This window comes from Mucilaginibacter endophyticus (assembly GCF_003351025.1).
In the GTDB taxonomy this organism is placed as follows: Bacteria; Bacteroidota; Bacteroidia; order Sphingobacteriales; family Sphingobacteriaceae; genus Mucilaginibacter; species Mucilaginibacter endophyticus.
The window spans coordinates 228,072-247,469 of sequence record NZ_QPCG01000006.1 but is presented as its reverse complement, the minus strand read 5'-3'; the positions used below and the strand labels follow the sequence as shown (position 1 = coordinate 247,469).

The 19,398-nt window shown below is 41.8% G+C and carries 15 protein-coding genes; 14 read left to right on the top strand and 1 reads right to left on the bottom strand.

The window, feature by feature from the left end; genetic code table 11:
* Positions 1-2: 2 nt before the first annotated feature.
* The 4 genes from DUL71_RS23915 to DUL71_RS32700 are packed head-to-tail and all read left to right on the top strand — an operon-like array spanning position 3 to position 3,769.
* Positions 3-1,301, top strand: a complete 1,299-nt coding sequence (locus DUL71_RS23915) for a glycosyltransferase family 4 protein (protein ID WP_114940405.1) — start codon at positions 3-5, stop codon at positions 1,299-1,301.
* Between the two features lies 1 nt (position 1,302).
* Complete coding sequence (locus DUL71_RS23910; RefSeq protein ID WP_114940404.1) at positions 1,303-2,463, top strand: glycosyltransferase family 4 protein; 1,161 nt, start codon at positions 1,303-1,305, stop codon at positions 2,461-2,463.
* Positions 2,426-3,142 carry an acyltransferase gene (locus tag DUL71_RS32420; RefSeq protein WP_208645640.1) on the top strand — a complete coding sequence of 239 codons (717 nt, stop codon included), beginning with the start codon at positions 2,426-2,428 and terminating at the stop codon, positions 3,140-3,142. The genes DUL71_RS23910 and DUL71_RS32420 overlap by 38 nt, the downstream gene beginning before the upstream one ends.
* A 27-nt stretch (positions 3,143-3,169) precedes the next feature.
* On the top strand, positions 3,170-3,769 hold the full coding sequence (locus tag DUL71_RS32700) for an acyltransferase (protein ID WP_154402468.1): 600 nt from the start codon (positions 3,170-3,172) through the stop codon (positions 3,767-3,769).
* A gap of 3 nt (positions 3,770-3,772) precedes the next feature.
* Here DUL71_RS32700 and DUL71_RS23895 read toward each other — a convergent pair whose 3' ends face one another.
* On the bottom strand, positions 3,773-4,438 hold the full coding sequence (locus tag DUL71_RS23895; RefSeq protein ID WP_114940403.1) for an acyltransferase: 666 nt from the start codon (positions 4,436-4,438) through the stop codon (positions 3,773-3,775).
* A 379-nt stretch (positions 4,439-4,817) separates the two neighbouring features.
* Between DUL71_RS23895 and DUL71_RS23890 the strand changes: the two genes are divergently transcribed.
* From DUL71_RS23890 to DUL71_RS23845, 10 genes are all read left to right on the top strand, one after another.
* Positions 4,818-5,978: a DUF1972 domain-containing protein gene (locus DUL71_RS23890; RefSeq protein ID WP_114940552.1), complete on the top strand. Its 1,161-nt coding sequence runs from the start codon at positions 4,818-4,820 to the stop codon at positions 5,976-5,978.
* Positions 5,979-6,049: 71 nt separating this feature from the next.
* Entirely contained in the window at positions 6,050-6,814 is a 765-nt protein-coding gene (locus DUL71_RS23885) for a polysaccharide biosynthesis/export family protein (protein ID WP_161964493.1), read from the top strand.
* A gap of 189 nt (positions 6,815-7,003) precedes the next feature.
* On the top strand, positions 7,004-7,615 hold the full coding sequence (locus DUL71_RS23880; protein WP_114940401.1) for a PAS domain-containing protein: 612 nt from the start codon (positions 7,004-7,006) through the stop codon (positions 7,613-7,615).
* A 169-nt stretch (positions 7,616-7,784) separates the two neighbouring features.
* On the top strand, positions 7,785-8,309 hold the full coding sequence (locus tag DUL71_RS23875; RefSeq protein WP_114940400.1) for a hypothetical protein: 525 nt from the start codon (positions 7,785-7,787) through the stop codon (positions 8,307-8,309).
* A 334-nt stretch (positions 8,310-8,643) separates the two neighbouring features.
* Entirely contained in the window at positions 8,644-11,199 is a 2,556-nt protein-coding gene (locus DUL71_RS23870; RefSeq protein ID WP_114940399.1) for a hypothetical protein, read from the top strand.
* A gap of 95 nt (positions 11,200-11,294) precedes the next feature.
* The gene (locus tag DUL71_RS23865) at positions 11,295-11,888 is read left to right on the top strand and encodes an RNA polymerase sigma-70 factor (protein WP_114940398.1); all 594 of its coding nucleotides are present in this window, start codon (positions 11,295-11,297) and stop codon (positions 11,886-11,888) included.
* Positions 11,889-11,957: 69 nt separating this feature from the next.
* The gene (locus tag DUL71_RS23860) at positions 11,958-12,926 is read left to right on the top strand and encodes a FecR family protein (RefSeq protein ID WP_114940397.1); all 969 of its coding nucleotides are present in this window, start codon (positions 11,958-11,960) and stop codon (positions 12,924-12,926) included.
* Positions 12,927-13,187: 261 nt separating this feature from the next.
* The gene (locus tag DUL71_RS23855; protein ID WP_161964492.1) at positions 13,188-16,529 is read left to right on the top strand and encodes a TonB-dependent receptor; all 3,342 of its coding nucleotides are present in this window, start codon (positions 13,188-13,190) and stop codon (positions 16,527-16,529) included.
* A gap of 11 nt (positions 16,530-16,540) precedes the next feature.
* Positions 16,541-18,166, top strand: a complete 1,626-nt coding sequence (locus DUL71_RS23850) for a RagB/SusD family nutrient uptake outer membrane protein (protein WP_114940395.1) — start codon at positions 16,541-16,543, stop codon at positions 18,164-18,166.
* Between the two features lie 44 nt (positions 18,167-18,210).
* On the top strand, positions 18,211-19,347 hold the full coding sequence (locus tag DUL71_RS23845) for a SusE domain-containing protein (protein WP_114940394.1): 1,137 nt from the start codon (positions 18,211-18,213) through the stop codon (positions 19,345-19,347).
* Positions 19,348-19,398 lie beyond the last annotated feature (51 nt).

The window sequence follows — 19,398 nt, the reverse complement described above, 5'->3', positions numbered from 1 at the left end:
ATATGAATAAGAAGATACTTATATCAGCCTACGCTATATCGCCAAGTAAGGGTTCGGAATATGGTGCCGCCTGGAATACGGTCATGAACCTTTCCACAAGGCACAAACTTTGGGTGATCTACGGTATGTCTGACGATCATATGGGCGATACCCAAACCATGCGCGCGTATCTGTCTGAAAATAAAATTACCAACGTGAATTTTATAGAGGTGCAGCCAGGCTTTTTCGCCAAAACTATAAACCTGCTTAATAAAGCAGGCTTGGGCTGGTTCTTTTACTTCGCCTATTATCTGTGGCAGAAGGAAGCATATAAAGCAGCGCAAAAATTGCTGGAAACTGTTGATATTGATGTGGTTCATCAGCTTGGCCCAATTGGGTATCGCGAGCCCGGCCTTTTATATAAACTGGGCAAGCCAACGGTATGGGGGCCAATAGGAGGGATGATGGTTATTGATAAACGGTTAATGCGTAATAAGCCCTTGACTACCCGTGTCAAGTTCTCGCTTAAGAATATCATTAACCGGGTACAGCTTGGCTATTCGGCACGGATAAAGGAAGCATTTAAACAAGCTGATGTGCTGATCTCTGCCACCAAAACCGGACAGCAAACTATCATGAGCAGGTTCGGTCGTGATAGTTATTACCTGTCAGAACAGGGTATTATAGGCAGTATATTATTGAACGAAACAAAATTTACCGGTGATTTTGTGCAATTGGTATGGAGCGGTACCCATATCGAACGGAAAAACCTGCAGCTATGTCTTGATGCATTGGCGATTGTAAAAAACAACAACTGGCGGCTTCATGTATTGGGCACAGGGCCGCTCACGGGCAAACTAAAACAGTATGCAACCAAGCTGAATTTACAGGATAAAATTACATGGCATGGCCACTTGAGCCGTAACGAAGCCATGACTATAATGGCAGCTTCGCACCTGCATATTATTACCAGCATAGCGGAGGACAACCCGGCCGTGGTTTTTGAAGCCATGAGCTGTGGCGTTCCTTCGCTTACTATTGATCACCATGGCATGGGCGATGTAATCTGCAATAAATGTGGTATTAAAGTGCCGGTTGATGAATATCCTATAATGGTTAAAAATATAGCGGAATGTTTGGATGGATTACTTGTGAAGCCCGAACTGCTAAGGGGACTCGCCCTGACTACAATTGCTTATGCTGTTGCTTTTAAATGGGATAAAAGGCTTGATACACTTGATGAGGCTTATTCAAAAGCAATCAGGTTACGTGAGCAGAGTGCCGGTTACTTAATTGAAAACGAAAATTTAATTGCCTTGTGATATGAGTAACCAGGATTTGAAGATACGGGTTGGTATAGACGCAAAGTGGTATTTTGACGGGCCACCGAGCGGTCACATGGTGGTTAAAAATCTGGTAGACGAGATTATTAAAGCAGGCGATGACAGGGTTGAATTATGTCTTTTCCTGGTAAGTAAAAACAAGAAAAAGGCCAAAGCGCATTTTCCGGAGCATGTAAGGCTCATTTTTTTACCTGGTATCCCCAACTTGTTATCAAACTTGTTCCTGCTGCCTTTAATGACGTTGTTGTATGATATAGATGTAGTATTGTTTCAGAATTTTGGCAGCGCATGGCCTGCACGGGCGTTAAAGATAGTTTATATCCACGATGTGTTGTTCCTGGATTATCCGCAATACTATACCAAAGCCGAGGTAGGTTATTTTAAGCAGATGGTCCGTTTTGCTGCCAATGTTGATCAGATCATCACCATATCAAATTGCGAGAAAGAGCGCATGCATAAACATGGCCTGGATGCACCGCTGGGTATCAATGTTGTTTATCATGGCATTAACGCAGCTTTTAAGCCGCTACATGCCTATAGCGAAGATGATATTGCTGCGTTGGAGCAAAAATACAATTTACCTCAAGCCTATTTACTTTACGTTGGCAGGGTAAACGTTCGTAAAAATATTATTGGCCTGGTTAAAGCGCTGAACCTGTTACGGGATTTTGATCATAAGCTGGTTATAGCCGGCGAGAGGGGCACTTATCCGGAACTTGACGAGTACATAAGCACAACGCACCTTGAGGATCGTATTATTTTCACCGGACATATACCCGAGGCCGATTTGCGTTTACTTTACGCCCGGGCAAAGGTATTTTGTTTCCCCTCGTACGCCGAGGGCTTCGGACTGCCTCCACTTGAGGCTATGCAATGTGCCGTGCCTGTTGTAGTTGCCGACCGCACATCAATGCCCGAAGTTTGTGGCTATGCCGCAAGTTACGCTAATCCTGATGATGAAAAATCAATGGCGGGAGCAATTGAATTGCTTTTGAGTAATCCGGATCTATATAACGAAAAAGTAAACCATGGCTTAAAACAAGCAAGCAAATTTTCATGGGCAAAAGCCGCAAACGAAATATTAACCTTAATTACTGAAGCTTATGCTGGTAGAGAAAATTATTCGGAAGCTCAAGCGTAACCCTGATTATAAGTGGGAAAGCAAGTACACCTTTAGGGATATGGGGGTAATACTATCGGGCAGGGTTGGGCAAATAATGAGGGGCGGATACGCACGCCTGTTTTTAAAGCGTGTTGAAGGCCTGCTTTTCATAGGAAGAAACGTTAAAATAAAGCATGCATATCTTTTTTCGGCGGGTAAAAATCTAATCATAGAGGACAATGTTTTTATTAACGCCTTATCGCATGACGGGATAATGGTAAAAGATAATGTTTCCATTGCCCGCAATTGTACATTGGTTGGTACCGGTATTATATCGCAAAAAGGTAAAGGCATCAGTATTGGCAATAACACCGGCATAAACGCAGGTGCATATCTCGGTGGCCAGGGGGGCATTGAAATAGGAGATAACGTGATTATTGGTCCGGGGGTACAGGTGTTTTCTGAAAATCATAATTTTTCAGATATCAATGTTAACATTAAAGATCAGGGCGTATCCCGTAATGGCGTGGTTATCAAAAACGATTGTTGGATAGGGGCCGGAGCCATTATTTTGGCCGGTGTTACTATAGGCAACGGTTGTGTAATTGCCGCGGGCAGCGTAGTAACGCGTTCGGTTGATAATGATTCGGTAGTAGCGGGTGTGCCCGGTAAAGTTTTGAAAAACCGTAAAGTGATTAGCGTAGGGAAAGTAGCGTAATATTTTAAACAACAATTTCAATTAACCATGAATATAGCCGAACAAAATATAATGAATACGCCAACGGAGGAAGCTTCTGTGGCTGTGGCAACACCTGTTCAAAAATTAGTAGGTTCGCTTATTTATATCATTTGCGGCTTTATTGGTTATTTGCCTTTTCACACCCTGCGGATTGGCTGTTTACGTTTATTGAATGCAAAAATTGGTAAACGTACAGGCATTTATAGGGGATTTGAAGTAAGGCGGCCGCGCTTTTTAACTATAGGAAATAGTTCTGTTATTGGTCATGGCGCATTGCTTGATGCCCGTTGCGGATTAACCATAGGCGATAATGTTAACTTAAGTAATGAAGTGATGATCTGGACTTTGCATCACGACTATAATGATAGTGGTTTTGGCCAGACCGGTGCGCCGGTTTCCATTGGTAATTATGCCTGGATCTGTTCACGGGCAATTATTTTACCCGGCGTTACCATTGGCGAAGGAGCGGTAGTTGCCGCTGGCGCGGTTGTTACCCGTGATGTTGCACCCTATACCGTAGTTGGCGGGGTACCGGCCAAAGCTATAGCTAACCGGAACAGGAATCTTAATTACGACTTGGGCGATGCCATTTTGCCAATTATCTGAGGTTTAATATTTCCAGGTTATATTTTCTTTAAGCACACGCATCGGGTTACCTCCAAAAATACTTTTCTCGCCAACCAGCTTTTTAGTTACTAATGATCCTGCCGCTATAATACTTCCATTAGGCAGGTTGGCCCCCTTTAAAATAGTACAACGGCAGCCTACCCAAACATTGTCGCCAATAACAACCTCTTTGGGATGATTAAAAACCTGGCCATTTTCATCAAAAATATGATGAAAATCTGTATCCATTACCAGGCTTTCCCAGCTTATGCCGCTGTTGTTGCCAATAGTGATTTTCTTTTCGGCAACCAGGGCGCATTCGGTACTCATGTTAAAGTTTTCGCCAAAAATGAGCTGCCCATTTTCGCCAACGTTTATTTTGCAGCCATGCATAATAAAGGCGCGGCCGTTAAAAACCACTTCGCCAAACACCTGCCAAACCCCTCGTGCCCTTTTAAAATCAGAGATGCCAACTTTGCCATATCCAATTTGTATCAGCGCGGTTTTGATGGGACCGTTTATGGTGATCTTGCCTTTGGTTTCGTGAAGGTAAATGTTGTTTGAAATTAAAACAGGCAGTTTTATAGCTGTTTTAAACGGGAAGTATTTGAAATTAAAAACGATGGTTTTCAGGTTGATGCGCGAAAGCAGTTTTAGTGTTTTGCTCATTTATTATAAATGTTAAATGGCTGTAAATATGTTTAAATATAAATAATCTATTAATGTTCCCTAACTGCAAGTCGTTACCCCCATCCCGTTAAAAAATTTCGTTTACGTTTCAGCTTTGGAGCGGACTAAAGATAAATAAAATGTCTGATAAATAATAGTTTTATAATATTATTATTACGAAATTATTATTTTGTTTTTGTTTCTTTTGTTCATGTCTGTTCGCTCTGTTCATTCCATTCATATCCCCTTAAAAAGCGTCAAAATTGCGTTTTTGTGCGTAATATTAGTCATTCGTTAGTTTGTAAGGCTAACCCCTGAGTGGTTATTAAAGCTAATGTATTTTTTAATTAATATTAATATAATATCAAAATTTTGGCTTATGCGTATTGCTATCATCGGAACCAGAGGTATTCCCAATCACTACGGTGGTTTTGAACAATGTGCCGAATATTTATCGGTTGGCTTAGTAAAAAAAGGGTATGAAGTTGTGGTTTATAACTCGCATAATCATCCATATCAGCAAAAACAGTGGAATGGTGTTGAAATAAGGCATTGTTATGATCCCGAATGTAAATTGGGTACCATTGGCCAGTTTTTTTATGATCTTAATTGTATCAGGGATCTGCGCCGTGGCAATTTTGATATTATACTACAGTTAGGATATACCAGCAGTTCGGTTTGGTCATGGTTTTTTCCGCGTAATACGGTTGTTACTACCAACATGGACGGCCTTGAATGGAAGCGCGCCAAATATTCAAAACCGGTACAGCGCTTTTTGCAGTTTGCAGAAAAATTAGCTGTAAAATACAGTGATCACCTTATTGCCGACTCAACCGAGATACAACGCTACTTAGGAAACAAATACAAGAAGGAAGCCACTTTTATCCCTTATGGAGCTGAACTGTTCGAAAAACCTGATCCGGCAGTTTTGGATGATTATGGCGTTAAAGTTCATGATTACGATATGCTGATTGCAAGGATGGAACCCGAAAATAGCATAGAAACGATACTGGATGGTGTTGTAAGGGCCAATAAGGAGCGGCCTTTCCTGGTAGTAGGCAATACTACCAATGATTTTGGCGAATACCTGAAGCTGAAATTCGCGCCTTATCATAAAATAAAATTTGTAGGCGGGATTTATGATATGGCGAAACTGAATAATCTCCGCTACTATTCAAATCTGTACTTCCATGGGCATACGGTTGGCGGTACAAATCCTTCTTTGCTTGAGGCCATGGGTTCAAACAGCCTGATATGCTCGCATGATAATAAATTTAACCGGGCGGTATTAGGTGACGATGCCTTTTACTTTAGCACAGCTATGGATGTAGCCGAACATTTGCGGGCTGCAAACAAGAGTGACGATGCTTACGCGCATTTTTTGGCAAATAACACGGATAAAATCAAAACGGTTTATACCTGCGAAAATATCGTGAACCAGTATGCCAGTCATTTTGAAAGCATTAAACCACGTGCTGTTAAAACTCAGCCTGTACTACCAGGAAATGTAGAAGTAGCACTATATCTCGAAAACGCTTAAACAACAAACTAATTTTTTCCCCCACTAAGATGATCAAATGTAATTTCCCCCTGCCATTAAAATTGGTTTTAATGGCACTTTTGCTGCTAAGTTTTTGCAGCTCCTGTTCTTATAAGCAGAATCAGGCTTTCCTTGAACGAAAAGATGTAAACGCTCCCATTACGGGCTTCACAGGGAATGTTCAGGTTTATAAAATAAAGCCACAGGATATTTTGCAGGTGCGTAACCTTCAGAGTATTAAATACATAGTTGATGACGTCCCCGCGGGTGCCGGTGCGGGCACCGGGGCTTCATCTCCGGGAGGAGGAGCGGCAGCGGCCGGCCAAAGCTATGAAGTAGCCGAAGACGGAACCGTTGCGTTACCTGTAATTGGCCGGGTAAAGGTCGATGGCTTATCAAGGCTGGAAGCTGCTAATAAAATACAGGACCTCTACAGCAAAGACCTCATCAAAAATCCCATCATTGATGTAAAGATCATTAATCTTAAGGTAACAGTACTCGGCGAGGTAAGGCGCCCCGGTAATTACCAATTAATAAAGGATAATGCCAGTTTAATAGATATGCTCGGTGAGGCTGGCGGCATCACTGATAAAGGAAATGAAAAACATGTTAAAGTTGTTCGTGGTGGCATTGTAAACCCACAAATCATAGAGCTTGACTTAAGCGATGTGTCTTCATTGTCCAGTCCGGCTATGATTATGCAAAACAATGATGTTGTTTACATCGAACAAAACAAGAAATCCTTACGTAACGAAAAACTGCAAAATTTTTCAACCTTAATACAGCCTATATTGCTTCTGCTTAACTCGGCGCTTATCATAACAACAATAAAGTAAAATCGTATCACTCTTCTTAAAAAGTTAACGCCCCGGCACAAAAGCCGGGGCGTTTTTTGTACATGGTAATTGAATAAAATGAACTGCTAAAAAACACAGGGTTATTGTATATCTTACAATAGTGAAACCTAAATATTGAATTTTAAAAAAAAAAAGCAGCGCTTTTAGCGGTTTGCTGACCAATTTATAATGGAAGCTTCTGTTACCATAAGTGAAAAAGATAGCGCGTTTAATGTGTTGTTTTACCACAATCCGCTCCCTGCATGGATAGTTGAAACTAATACGTTAAGGGTTATTGCTGTTAACGACGCCGCGGTAAGGCAGTACGGTTATGAGCGGGAGGAGTTTTTAAAAAACACCATCTCTCTGCTTAATCTGCCCGAAGAAGACGAAAGTTTTAATGCTCTTTTAAAAAAATTAGAACATAATCAAGCAGTAAAAAAACAACTTACCCATCTTAAAAAAGATGGCACGCCTGTATATGTTAATGTAACCTCATATAGTGTGAGATTTTGTAATTGCTGTTGCGGCATGATCATGGTAAACGGTATTGCTGAAAAATGCCGGGGGAGCGATATATTCAACGGACATTTTACTGAGGTCGAAAACCTGGCGTTTATTAATTCGCACATGATCAGGAAGCCACTGGCAAATATATTAGGAATTATTTATGCGCTTGAAGCCTGCGGGCCAGATAAATGTGAATTTGAAGAATCAATAAACATGTTAAAATTAAGTGCAAATGAACTCGATACGGTAATCCGGAAAATTAATTTACAATTGGAGCATCGGTTTATTTGAATACGAATTAATAGATATTAATGGTACTGCTGTAGTACTACTGGCCTTAAGGACCCGCTATGTTATAAGTTGATGCAAAATGAACAAAACCTGCCTGGCATACAATACATAGCTTCCTTAGTAATGGATTTTAGTAATGGTATATGTTAGTTAATCAATACCCCTTTTAATGGAAAACGAATCAGGTAAAGTATTTGCCCCCTTAAACTCCGGTGCCGAAAAACTGCAACCATTTTTTATGGAGCATCTTAACCGGCTTTATTGTGCTAAAGCGCATATTATTGAACGTTTGCCGGATATAGTAGATGCCGGCTGTTTTAGGAGCATAAGAGGCACCATAAATGAAACCATCGAGAGGGCCGAGCTGCAGGTGTACAAGATGGACCAGATCTATTGTTTATTTAAAACCCAATATTCATTTGATACCGTTAGTAGCTTGGTTAATTTTTTAGAAAAATCGTTTACTAATTTTCAGTGGAACATGACCGATCCTGATCTTGGACTTATCATGATCCTCTCATATCTGAGCTTTATTGAATGTCTTGAAGCGTCATCTGTGCAGATACTAAAAATGCTTGCCATTAAATTACAAAACGAAAAGCTTTCATTTTTATTAAGGGAAGATTTTGTTAAGGTTGATGGTACGCTGGCCTCTCAACTGACTAATATGTATACCGAAACTGCGCACTACTAAATTTGCCGTTCTTGATTTAGGTAAGATAATGAACGTTTGCTTAACCAATAGTTATATCTTTTGGTCAGGATGTTCATTTTATGCAATATTGTTCATTTCTGTTCATTTTTTTGTTTTAAAACTAACGGGAATATTATAAGCTGTTTTAAGTGAACTTAATAACAGCATTTACGTAATATTGTATAAAATTTCATTGATATTATTATTACTATCATGAGATTATTAAATAATTTACTAAATTATTAGTTAATAGTTGGGCTGTGTTTTCCACTATTTATCTCCGGATATCAATTAATAATTTCCGTTTGTTTTTGTTTTAAAAAGTAAAGTGTATATGACAGTTATTTCCCATGCTCATTATGATTTGTTAAAAAGGGAGATACTCACGGCTGCTGGATTTACAGGCATCAGCCCGGCAGATTGCCGTGTAATATCAGCGTTGGTAACCAGTAAAACTAAACATTGCATAAGTGAAACCACGCTTAAGCGGATTTATGGTTTCGCGCTAAGCAGGTTTAATCCATCGTCGTTTACACTTGATGTACTTTGTAAATACTGTAATTATGATAGCTGGAAAGAGTTTTGTGAAATTCAGATCCAGCATGATAATGAGCCATTAAATAATGATTTTGACTGGAACCAGATCCGGAAAAAAGCGGCAGGCATAAGCAACTTAACCCTGCAGGCCGCCAGAAACCGAGCCGGAATCCCTTATCATTATATCATTAAAAGAGAACTTGTAAACGCGCACCTGAGCGAGTTTATACATTCGGCCTTTACAAATGCAATTTTGTGCGCACCGGCCGGTTATGGAAAAACAATGGCATTGTGCCATTGGGTTGAAGAGAGATTGGAGTTGAACGCCGCAAATTTACGCAATGACGTTATTTTGTTTATTAACAGTAACGCGCTTGTAAACGCCTTACAAAGCGGGCGCAATTTGTTTGAATGGGTTTTAGCGATTTTGGGTTGCAACACCAACCAACAATTAATAGCGCTGGTTAATAAAAGGCAAAGCAACGGAGGAAAGTTTTACCTGGTGATTGACGGTTTTGATGAGCATGTGGCGGGTATCGATCAGTTTCAGTCTATTTTGAATTACCTTTTAAATGGCATTGGTATATGCCAAAATTATGAGTGGTTAAAACTTGTATTGTCCCTGCGCTCGTCAACCTGGATAAATTACAGGCACGAATTACAGGCCGGCGATAACACCTGGTTTACCGGCTTTCATCCAGATAGCAGCAAGCATAATAATGTACCATTGCTGAGTCATAAAGAGGTAAATGAGCTTTGCCTCAAAATTAATCCCTCGCTAACTAATACTATCAGTTTTGAAGCTGCCGAGACTTTGAGCCATCCGCTTTTTTTTCAATATTATTATAAGCATCACAGAGGCAATTTTTCGTTGAGCAGCCTTAATAATGTTTGCCTTTATGAGTTATCAGCCTGTTTTATATTGAATAATATTTACCTGGGGAAAAATGCAGCCGAAAAGGTATTTATTATAAAATGCCTGGTTGAAAATATGGATATCAGGGGCGGTCATTTTGATGTTGAAAAAATCAAGGTGTTAAACCTGCTTAAGCAATATAATCCGGCTTACCAGGAATTGCTGGGCATTGGCTTTTTAAAGGAACTTAGCCATAACAATGGGCATAGCATCCACGCCTGTATAACTTTTAATAATAATTTTTTAGAGCACAGCATTGCTAAAACATTACTGTTATATACCGGTAACAAGTTTGATGATAGTTTTGCTCAACACTTTAATAACACGTTTGCGCAAACCGGGAAGAAACTTACGGTTTTGAAATGGTGTTTGATGATCGCCATTAAAACCGGGCAGCAAAAGAGCCTTGAATACCTCTCTGCCATAAATCTAAATTCGGCGGAGAAGGCGGAGCTCATGATGTTTATAGGTGATTTGTTGGAAAGGGAGTGTTCGTCGATGAAAGAGAACGAACTTCTGCTTCAATATTTTAAGCAGGTATTCAGCGAAAAAATGTTCGACTACTTTTTTAACCTTGATCTGATCAATCCCGCTTATAAGAAAACACTTTTAACAATGCTGAGGTTTGAGCTTTCTTCAGACCAAAAAATACTTATTCAGACTGCCTTAGGCATAATCGCAGTAATACAGTTAAACCTGAAGGAAGTTAATATCAGAATTGAAGAGTTGAGAAAGTTTGATCAGGTAGATATTGAAAGGTTCGCTATCAACCCCTTAAATTGCCTGACTGCCTTTTATTCATTTTTACATGATGGGGCTATACAGGATGAGGCTTTTAACAAGTTGGACCGATTGTCATTTTCTCCTGTTCTAAGGCCTGATCAGTTAAAGCCCTGCGTAGCAAACGATATGCTTTTTATACAGGGTGCTTATACCATGCTCATTTGCGGCGACTTATATAAAGTGGTGAGGTATGTAAATACGGTTAAAAATATTTACAAAACCGATGAAATAGAGCAGGCGGAAACACCTTTTGCCTTTTTCATAAACCTGTTATTCGGCGAAGCCTGGCATGGGCTTGGTGAAACCGATAAAGCACTCGATATATATAATTTAATAGCAGGTACCTTTGGCGAGGACGGTGAGCAGTTGAGCCCCATTATTAAGGCCCGGTTTTACAGCCTGAAAATAAAACTGCTGATGAACACCTCCAGGGAAGACCTGATAATTGATGAACTGAAGTGTGTCAATTCTATTGCCGAAGACTCGGGTAACAAGATTTTGAAAATGAGTGTACTAATGATGCTGCTAAAGCATAATGGAGTGCTTGATAAGTATCCTTTTTTTAAACGTCAGGCGGTACATGATCTCACAATGATCATTAATAGGAACGGTCTTAACCGTAATCGTTTTATTGTGCCCGATATGGTAGGTTAGTATTGTTTGCAGGAGGGGTATTTAAAAGTTTTTTTATTTAAAAATTTTCTTGTAAATATGCCTTTCCAATCAGTAAACCGATTTACCGCCTGCTTATGCTCCACGATAAGGAATTTCAAATATGGCCTGATGCCCGGTTATTGGAGCAATTAAGGCTTGATGACCGTAAGGCGTTTGAAATTCTGTACCGCAAATATTCGTCGAAGTTGTTTTACGCGGCTTATAATATTTTCAGAGATAAGGACGTTTGTGAAGACCTGGTGCAGGAGCTCTTTATCGATTTGTGGACAAAACGCAATCAGCTAAATATCACCTCGCTCGAAGCTTATCTTAAAGTAGCCATAAGGCACCGCGTGCTATTTTATCTGCGTACTAAAAAGGCATGTGTAGATATCACGGTAATCGAAACACTGGTCGAAAAATATTCTGCCGATAGTAAGTTGTTCCAGGCAGATATTGCTCATTTATTGGAAGACGGCGTAGCGCAACTGCCTGAAAAGTGCAGGCAGATCTTTACCCTGAGCCGTAAAGAGTATCTCAGCAATAAAGAAATAGCCACCCGGCTAAACATTTCTATCAAAACCGTCGAAAATCAGATTACCATCGCTTTGAGATACTTGCGTACCGGTTTAACCGACTACTTACCATCGGTAGTGGCTTTGTTATTGCTGTATACATTCGGTAAATAAAAATCTTAAAAATATTTTCAATTGCTTTGGGGGCTACTCCGGTTTATTACATCCTACAGTTATAAACCAATGGCAAAATTCCCTTTCAGAAAAAAACAATCGGCTGCAAATGACAGGCAATTGCAGGAAGAGCTTGTAAATAAATATTTTGACGAGCTCGATCTCCGTGGCGTACAAAACGAAACCGGCGACGATGTGGAATTTAACGCCGATGGTGTGTACAGCAGGATCAATGCCGCATTAGATCATGCAGAGAAGAAAACTGCAGGCAGGTCAAAAAAATGGATGGTTGCTGCCTCAATCATTGCTGGCTTGTGTATTTCTGTAACTGCCGCCTATTATTACCGTTATGCTCTGCTTGATCGCTTTGATCCTATAACCAGTAAACAATTGGTTGCTGCAAACGGGCAAACCGTAAACTTTACCCTTGCCGATGGTACCAAAATATGGCTGAATGCAGGCAGCAAGCTTACCTATCCGGAAACTTTTCGTGGCGAAAAGCGCGAGATCAGGCTGGAGGGGGAGGCCTTTCTGGATGTTGCCCATGACCCGGCCAAAGCTTTCATTATACATACCGGTAAGGTGTGCACCCAGGTATTGGGCACCAGTTTCAACATTAAAGCTTACGCTAACGAAAGCTTTATTAAGGTTGATGTTTTAAGCGGAAAGGTAGGGGTGGTTACACCTGCGGGGAAAGCGAAAAGCACAACCACATTTTTAACGCCTGCAGAGGAAATTGTTTTTGACAAAAATATGCTATCGGTAGTTAAGAATAAACAGGTTGACGTAAACGTATTAAGCCGCTGGAAAGATGGTGAACTGGTGTTTAAAAACATGGCACTGCCCGAAGTGCTGAATACCATCAACCGGCACTTCAATGTAACGGTTAAAGCCGATGTTAACCTGGCAAGGTGCTCAATCACGGCCAACTTTACCAATGTATCGCTGGAGAATATTATGAAGATCGTGTCGAAGCTGGTAAAAGGGAAGGCTATACAAAAGGGCACTGTTTACCAGCTGAAAGGCCGTGGTTGTTAACGTAAAAACCAATTAATACAAAGAGATATACCAATTATTAGTTAACCTAAATAACAAACTATGATAACATAATTACAATAAAAAACCCTGCTCAAAAAAGGCTTTTGACAGGGTTAAACTAAAATGCCGGGTTATTAATTAGTGCAGCGTTTAGAGGTCCAATTCAGAACGAAGCACTTGAATTTCAAACACTTTAATTTTCTCAAATCTATGAATATATCTCTATTTTCAAATGGAGTAATTCGTCATGTATTAATATTAATGAAAATTACCTCGCTTGCCTGCTTTGTGGTTTGCCTGATGTGCTTTACGGCTGTGGCAAACAACTCGTTCGGCCAAAAATTTCTGGAGGTATCGGTTACGCTCAAACTAAAAAACACCAAACTAACCGATGCGCTGGAAAAGATCTCGAACCAAAAGCATATCAAATTTGCCTATGCCGATAACGTACTTAAACCTACTTATGTTGTAAGCCTTAAGGTTAAAGACAAAAGTATAAAAGAAGTACTTGACCAGGTTTTAACTCCCTTTAACCTCAGCTACAAAATCATTGACGACGTTATTGTTATTGATGAAAAGCCTGAGATTGAAAGCAGCACCGGAGGCATACAGCAAGGCCCCAGGCAACCTATCAAAATCAAAGGCAAGGTTACCGACGAAAATAACCTTCCCATCCCGGGGGCCAGCGTCCGCATTAAAGGCACAACGGTAGGCACGGTGACCGATCTTAACGGTAATTACACCATTGATGCACCCGATGCGGATGGTACATTGGTTTTCAACTTCATTGGCTATACACCAAAGGAAGTTACCATCAGCAATGAAACTACGCTGAATGTGCAGATGGTGCCCGAGCGTACTTCACTTAACGAAGTGGTGGTAGTGGGTTACGGTACACAACGCCGCGCAAATTTAATAGGCGCGGTTGACCAGGTAAGCGCTAAAGCTATCGAATCAAAGCCATCGGTTAATCTTACACAGGCTTTACAGGGAACATCGCCTAATCTTATCATACAACAAACCAGTTCGGAACCGGGCGCTTATGCCACCGTTAACATACGTGGAGTAAGCACGCTGAATGATAACTCGCCATTGGTGGTTATTGACGGTATTACAGGCGGCGATATCAATTTATTGAACCCTCAGGATATCGAAAGCGTTTCGGTGCTGAAAGACGCTGGTTCGGCTGCTATTTATGGTTCACGTTCGGCTAACGGGGTTATTTTGGTTACCACTAAAAAAGGTAAAAATAATTCGCGCACAACGGTGAGTTATAACGGCCAGGCTGGGATTCAAAGTCCGCATGTGGGTTACAAACCGGTGCACAGTTACGAAAATGCCATATTGCGTAACGAAGCCATGGTAAACGCTGGTTTGCAGCCTATTTACAGTCCGCAGGATATCCGTAACTTTCAGCAGCAGGGCGATCAGCAGTGGTTTTTGGATGCCATTTTAAAAGATGCCTGGCTGCAAAGTCATAACTTGAGCCTTACCGGCGGTACAGCTACAACCTCGTTCCTGGTATCGGCAGGTGTTACAGATCAACGCAGTAACCTTGTTGGTCCCGATTATGGCTTAAGGCGATATAACTACCGTATGAACCTTACCAGTAACTATGGTAAGTTGAAATTGACCAGCATTTTGGCTTATTCCCGTTCCGAAATTCGTGAGCACTCATACAATACAGGCACACTTATAGTTGATGCCGGTCGTACGCCTACTTATTATAAAATTAAGGATGATCAGGGCCGCTACCTTACTAACGACGTGCTTACCGAGTTTAATCCTTTAGGCATTTTGGAACAAGGCGGCTATCGTACCCATGACGATGATAACCTGTTAGGTAATTTAAACGCCGAACTTTCTGTTACTAAAGATTTTAAACTGAAGGCGGTTTTCGGTGGCCGGTTATTGTCCGATCATCAGTTTACTCGTGTTAAGCAGGTTAATTTTTATCCTTCAGGAACTTATGGTGCCGATCGTAACACCAATGATGATAACAACAAAACCTTATTCACCAATACACAGTTACTGGCCGAGTTTGCCAAAACCTTCAATAAATCCCATAATGTTGATGTATTGGTAGGTGTGGCCAATGAGTCGACTACAGCCAAATTGAATAGTATTCACCTTAAATACACCGATCCGGAATTAGGAACACCAACTACCGGTACCATTATTGATCCGGCTACTTCGTCAGCATCTAACAACGGTACTACCGAAACAAGCCTTAACTCATTATTCGGCAGGGCAAACTATTCGTACCAAAATAAATACTATGCCGAGTTTGACTTTCGTGTAGATGCTTCTTCAAAGTTTGCGCCTAATAATCGTGGTGCATTTTTCCCTTCGGTATCTGCCGGCTATAGGCTTACCGACGAGAAGTTTATGGAAAATTACCGTACCAAGGTAGGCGATTTGAAATTGAGGGCTTCTTACGGTATTTTGGGTAACCAAAGCGTGAGCGATTACCAATATCTGCGTACTTATGGTCCGTTCCAAAATGCCTACGGTTTTAATAATGTGGGTGTAGGGGGTACGTCGATCAATTTCGCTAATCCAGATCTACGCTGGGAGCGTGCGGCAACACTTAACATTGGTGCCGATGCTGGTTTCTTCAACAATACATTAACGCTTGCACTTGATTACTTTAGCAAAACCACCCGCGACATACTCCTGCCACCAATAGTGCCGGGAACGTTTGGTGCCGGCTTGCCAAGTTATAATGCCGGTAAAGTGGGTAACAGGGGCTGGGAGGTTACCGTTAATTATAACCTTATCACCCGCAACTTTAAGCATAGTTTCAGCTTCAACGTAGCCGACAGTAAAAATAAAGTAGAATACCTGGAGGGCGGCGATCAGCTAAAGAGCTACGATGAGATGCAGGTGATTAACCGGGTTGGTTTACCTATCGGCTCATACGTTGGCCTAAAACGCAATGGCTATTTCCAAAACCTGGATGATATTAAAAACGGCCCAAAACCTACCGGTTTGACAGTGTCACCCGGCGATAACCGCTATGTCGACGTAAATGGGGATGGCGTGATAGACGACAATGACAAGTTTGTTTTAGGTAATCCTTTCCCGCGCCTGACTTTTGGTTTTACCTACAACGTTACATTTAAAGGGTTTGATTTTAACCTGTTTTTACAAGGCGTAGGTAAACGCAGCATGTTTGTACGCGGCGAGCAGGTTGAACCATTTCACGTAAACTACTCTCAGGTTATTTACCAGCATGAGCTTGATTTCTGGACCCCGCAAAACCCCGATGCCCGTTTCCCGCGTCTTGCAGCCAGCGGCAGCCAGTCAAACGAAAATAATTTCAGGCGAGGGTCAGATATGTATCTTTTTGATGGCTCTTATCTGCGCGTAAAAAATGTGCAGCTGGGTTATTCATTACCGGCTACATGGGCCAAAAAGTTAGGTATGCAAAAGCTTAGGGCTTACTTGTCTGCCCAAAATATATTGACTTTCTCGGGCATGAAGTTCATCGATCCGGAGTCTACCGAGTTTAATGGTAACCTGAATGCTGGAGGTGCAAACAGTGCGCGCGCCTATCCAACGCCAATTTATTACGGTTTTGGTTTAGATGTAACCCTTTAATACTATCCATCATGAAAAAATACTCAACATATAAAACCGCTTTTTTAGTGTTGGTAGCAAGTGTAACAGCCTGTAAAAAGCTCGACCTGGCGCCAACCAATAAATTTACCGACAGTAATTTCTGGACCACTGCCGATAAAGCCAATGCTGTACTTAATACGGCATATAACCAGATGTTCACCAACGATTACTTCTTTTATAACGAGGGCATGTCTGACAATGCCTATAATGGTCGTGGTGATAATCAGGGTGTAGCTTCTCTGGCTGCAGGTACTTATGACCCTTCGCTTGGGCGTATTAAGCAGGAGTGGGGATACCACTATAGCGGCATAAAAACCAGCAACATCTTCCTCGAAAATATTGACAGGGTAACCGATATGGATGCAGCCCTAAAAACACGCATGAAAGCTGAAGCCCGCTTTTTGCGCGCGTTTCACTATTTCATGCTGGAAACATGGTGGGGCGATGTGCCTCTGTTTGATCATGACATCAGCATTGACGAATCAAAAACAATTGCCCGTACACCTAAAGCTCAGGTAGTTGATTTTGTTTTAAAGGAGCTTGACGCCGTTGCCAATGATCTGCCTGTTAACACCGCTTATAAAGATGCCGATAGGGGCCGGATTACAAAAGGTGCCGCCATAGCGCTTAAAGCGAGAGTGTTGCTTTACGAAGGCCGCTGGCAGGATGTGGCTACCACCTGCGAAAGGCTGATCAATGACAACAGTAACGGTACCTACAGCCTGTTCTCATCGTACGAGGGTTTGTTTTTGCCTCAGAATGAATATAACAGCGAGGTGATCCTCGATCTGGAGTTTGTTCCGGATGTACGTACTTACAGCAACTTTTTTGATATGGCCCCGCTTGCTGTTGGCGCCCGTCTTAATGCGTTGGCCCCAACCCAGGAACTGGTTGACAGTTATCTGATGGCAAATGGTAAAAAGATCAGCGATTCCGGTTCGGGTTACGACGAAAACAATCCTTATGTAAACCGTGACCCAAGGCTTACCAATACCGTTGTTTACAATGGTTATAAGTGGAAAAAGCCCGACAATAGCGTTCAGGTAATTTATACTAAACCGGGCGATGATCCGGGAGCTACCAAACCAGACGAATATGCGCCTGGCAAGGTGAGTTCACCAACTGCCTACTATACCCGTAAATATTATGATCCGGCTTCGGCGGTTAACTTTCAATCGGCTTTAAATCTCATCCTAATCCGTTATGCTGATGTACTGCTGATGTATGCCGAGGCAAAAAATGAGCTTAACCAGCTGGATGGTGGGGTATGGGATAAAACGATTAAAGCCCTCCGTACACGTGCGGGCTTTACCGATGCGCCTGCATTAAACTTTAATGCCGTAGGACAGGCAGGCTTACGCGATATTGTACGTAATGAGCGCCGTGTAGAACTGGCTATGGAAGGCTTACGCGTTTTTGATATCCGCCGCTGGCGCACTGCCGAAACTGTGTTGAACGGTTGGGCTCATGGCGCCAAATACGGCCCGGCTTCTGTTGATAATGGTTATATCAGGGCAAATTTGCGCTCGTTTGATAAAAGCAGGGGATACCTGTGGCCTATCCCGCGTGATGAACGCTCTGTTGATCCTAACCTAACTCAAAACCCCGGTTGGTAAATCATTAATTATTTATAAAAAAGACATTATAATCAATTACGATCATGAAAAATATTACATACTGCCTTATGGCAGGCATCATAGCCATTTTAATAATTACAGGCTGTAAAAAAGATAAAACCCTTGAGCATACCAAAGTTTCGGCTGTAACTGATCTGTACACTCCTGCAAACAATAAATTCATTCAGCTGGAGCCGGTAACTGGTTCTGCCACTTTTGAATGGGCCGAAGCTCATGCCGAAGATAACGGGCTGGTATTATATGAAGTTGCTTTTGATAAAGAAGGGGGTGATTTCTCAAAACCTATCTACACCATCCCTTCAGATGCTAACGGACTTTACAACAAACTTACCATCTCCTACAAAGACCTGAATAAGGTTGCTGATCTTGCAGGCATTCAGCCGCAAGCTACCGGTAAACTGAAATGGACAGTAATGTCGTCAAAAGGCATTAACGTGGTTAAGTCAAGCGCGTCAAGTATTATTGAAGTTCAGCGTGCAGCGGGCTTTACCGATATCCCAGCCGATTTATACCTAACCGGTTCTGCAACCGAAGGCGGTGACGATTTGAGTAAAGCAGTACACTTTAAACAAACCGCTGCCGGTGTATTTGAAGCCTGGACATCGTTAAAAGCCGGTACATATCATTTTGCCGAGCGTAACACAGGTGCGCCTGCCACTTATTCTATCGATGGTACTAAGCTGTTAAAAGATGGCAGCACTACAGTTACCGGCGCTACCAAGGTTGAGCGTATTGTTGTAGATTTTACTTCGGCATCAGCTGCTATAAGCGAAGTAACCGAGGTTGGTTTATGGTTTGCTGCCGATAACAAAGTTTGGTTCCCGCTGCCGTATAAAGCAGGTGGTAAATGGGAAATTGACAACGCTTCAATCGTGTTCCACCAGGAGTCATGGGGGCGCGATGAGCGTTATAAATTCCGCTTTACGTTTAAGGATGCGGCGGGTAACAGCTCTACCCAATTTTACGGTAGCAAAAACTCAGATAACAGTCGCCCGGATGCCAATACCGCCAAATCATTCTGGTACATGGTACCGGTTAACGATGCGCAGTATGATTTCTGCTTCAAGTTTACCGGAGCCGCGGATAACCACAACGCCGATATCGTAGTTGATTTTAGCGCCGATGCCGCTGCGTATACCCATATTGTTACTGTTAAATAATTAACGATCAGCGCCTGTCGCCTTACCATGGCGGCAGGTTTACCATAAATC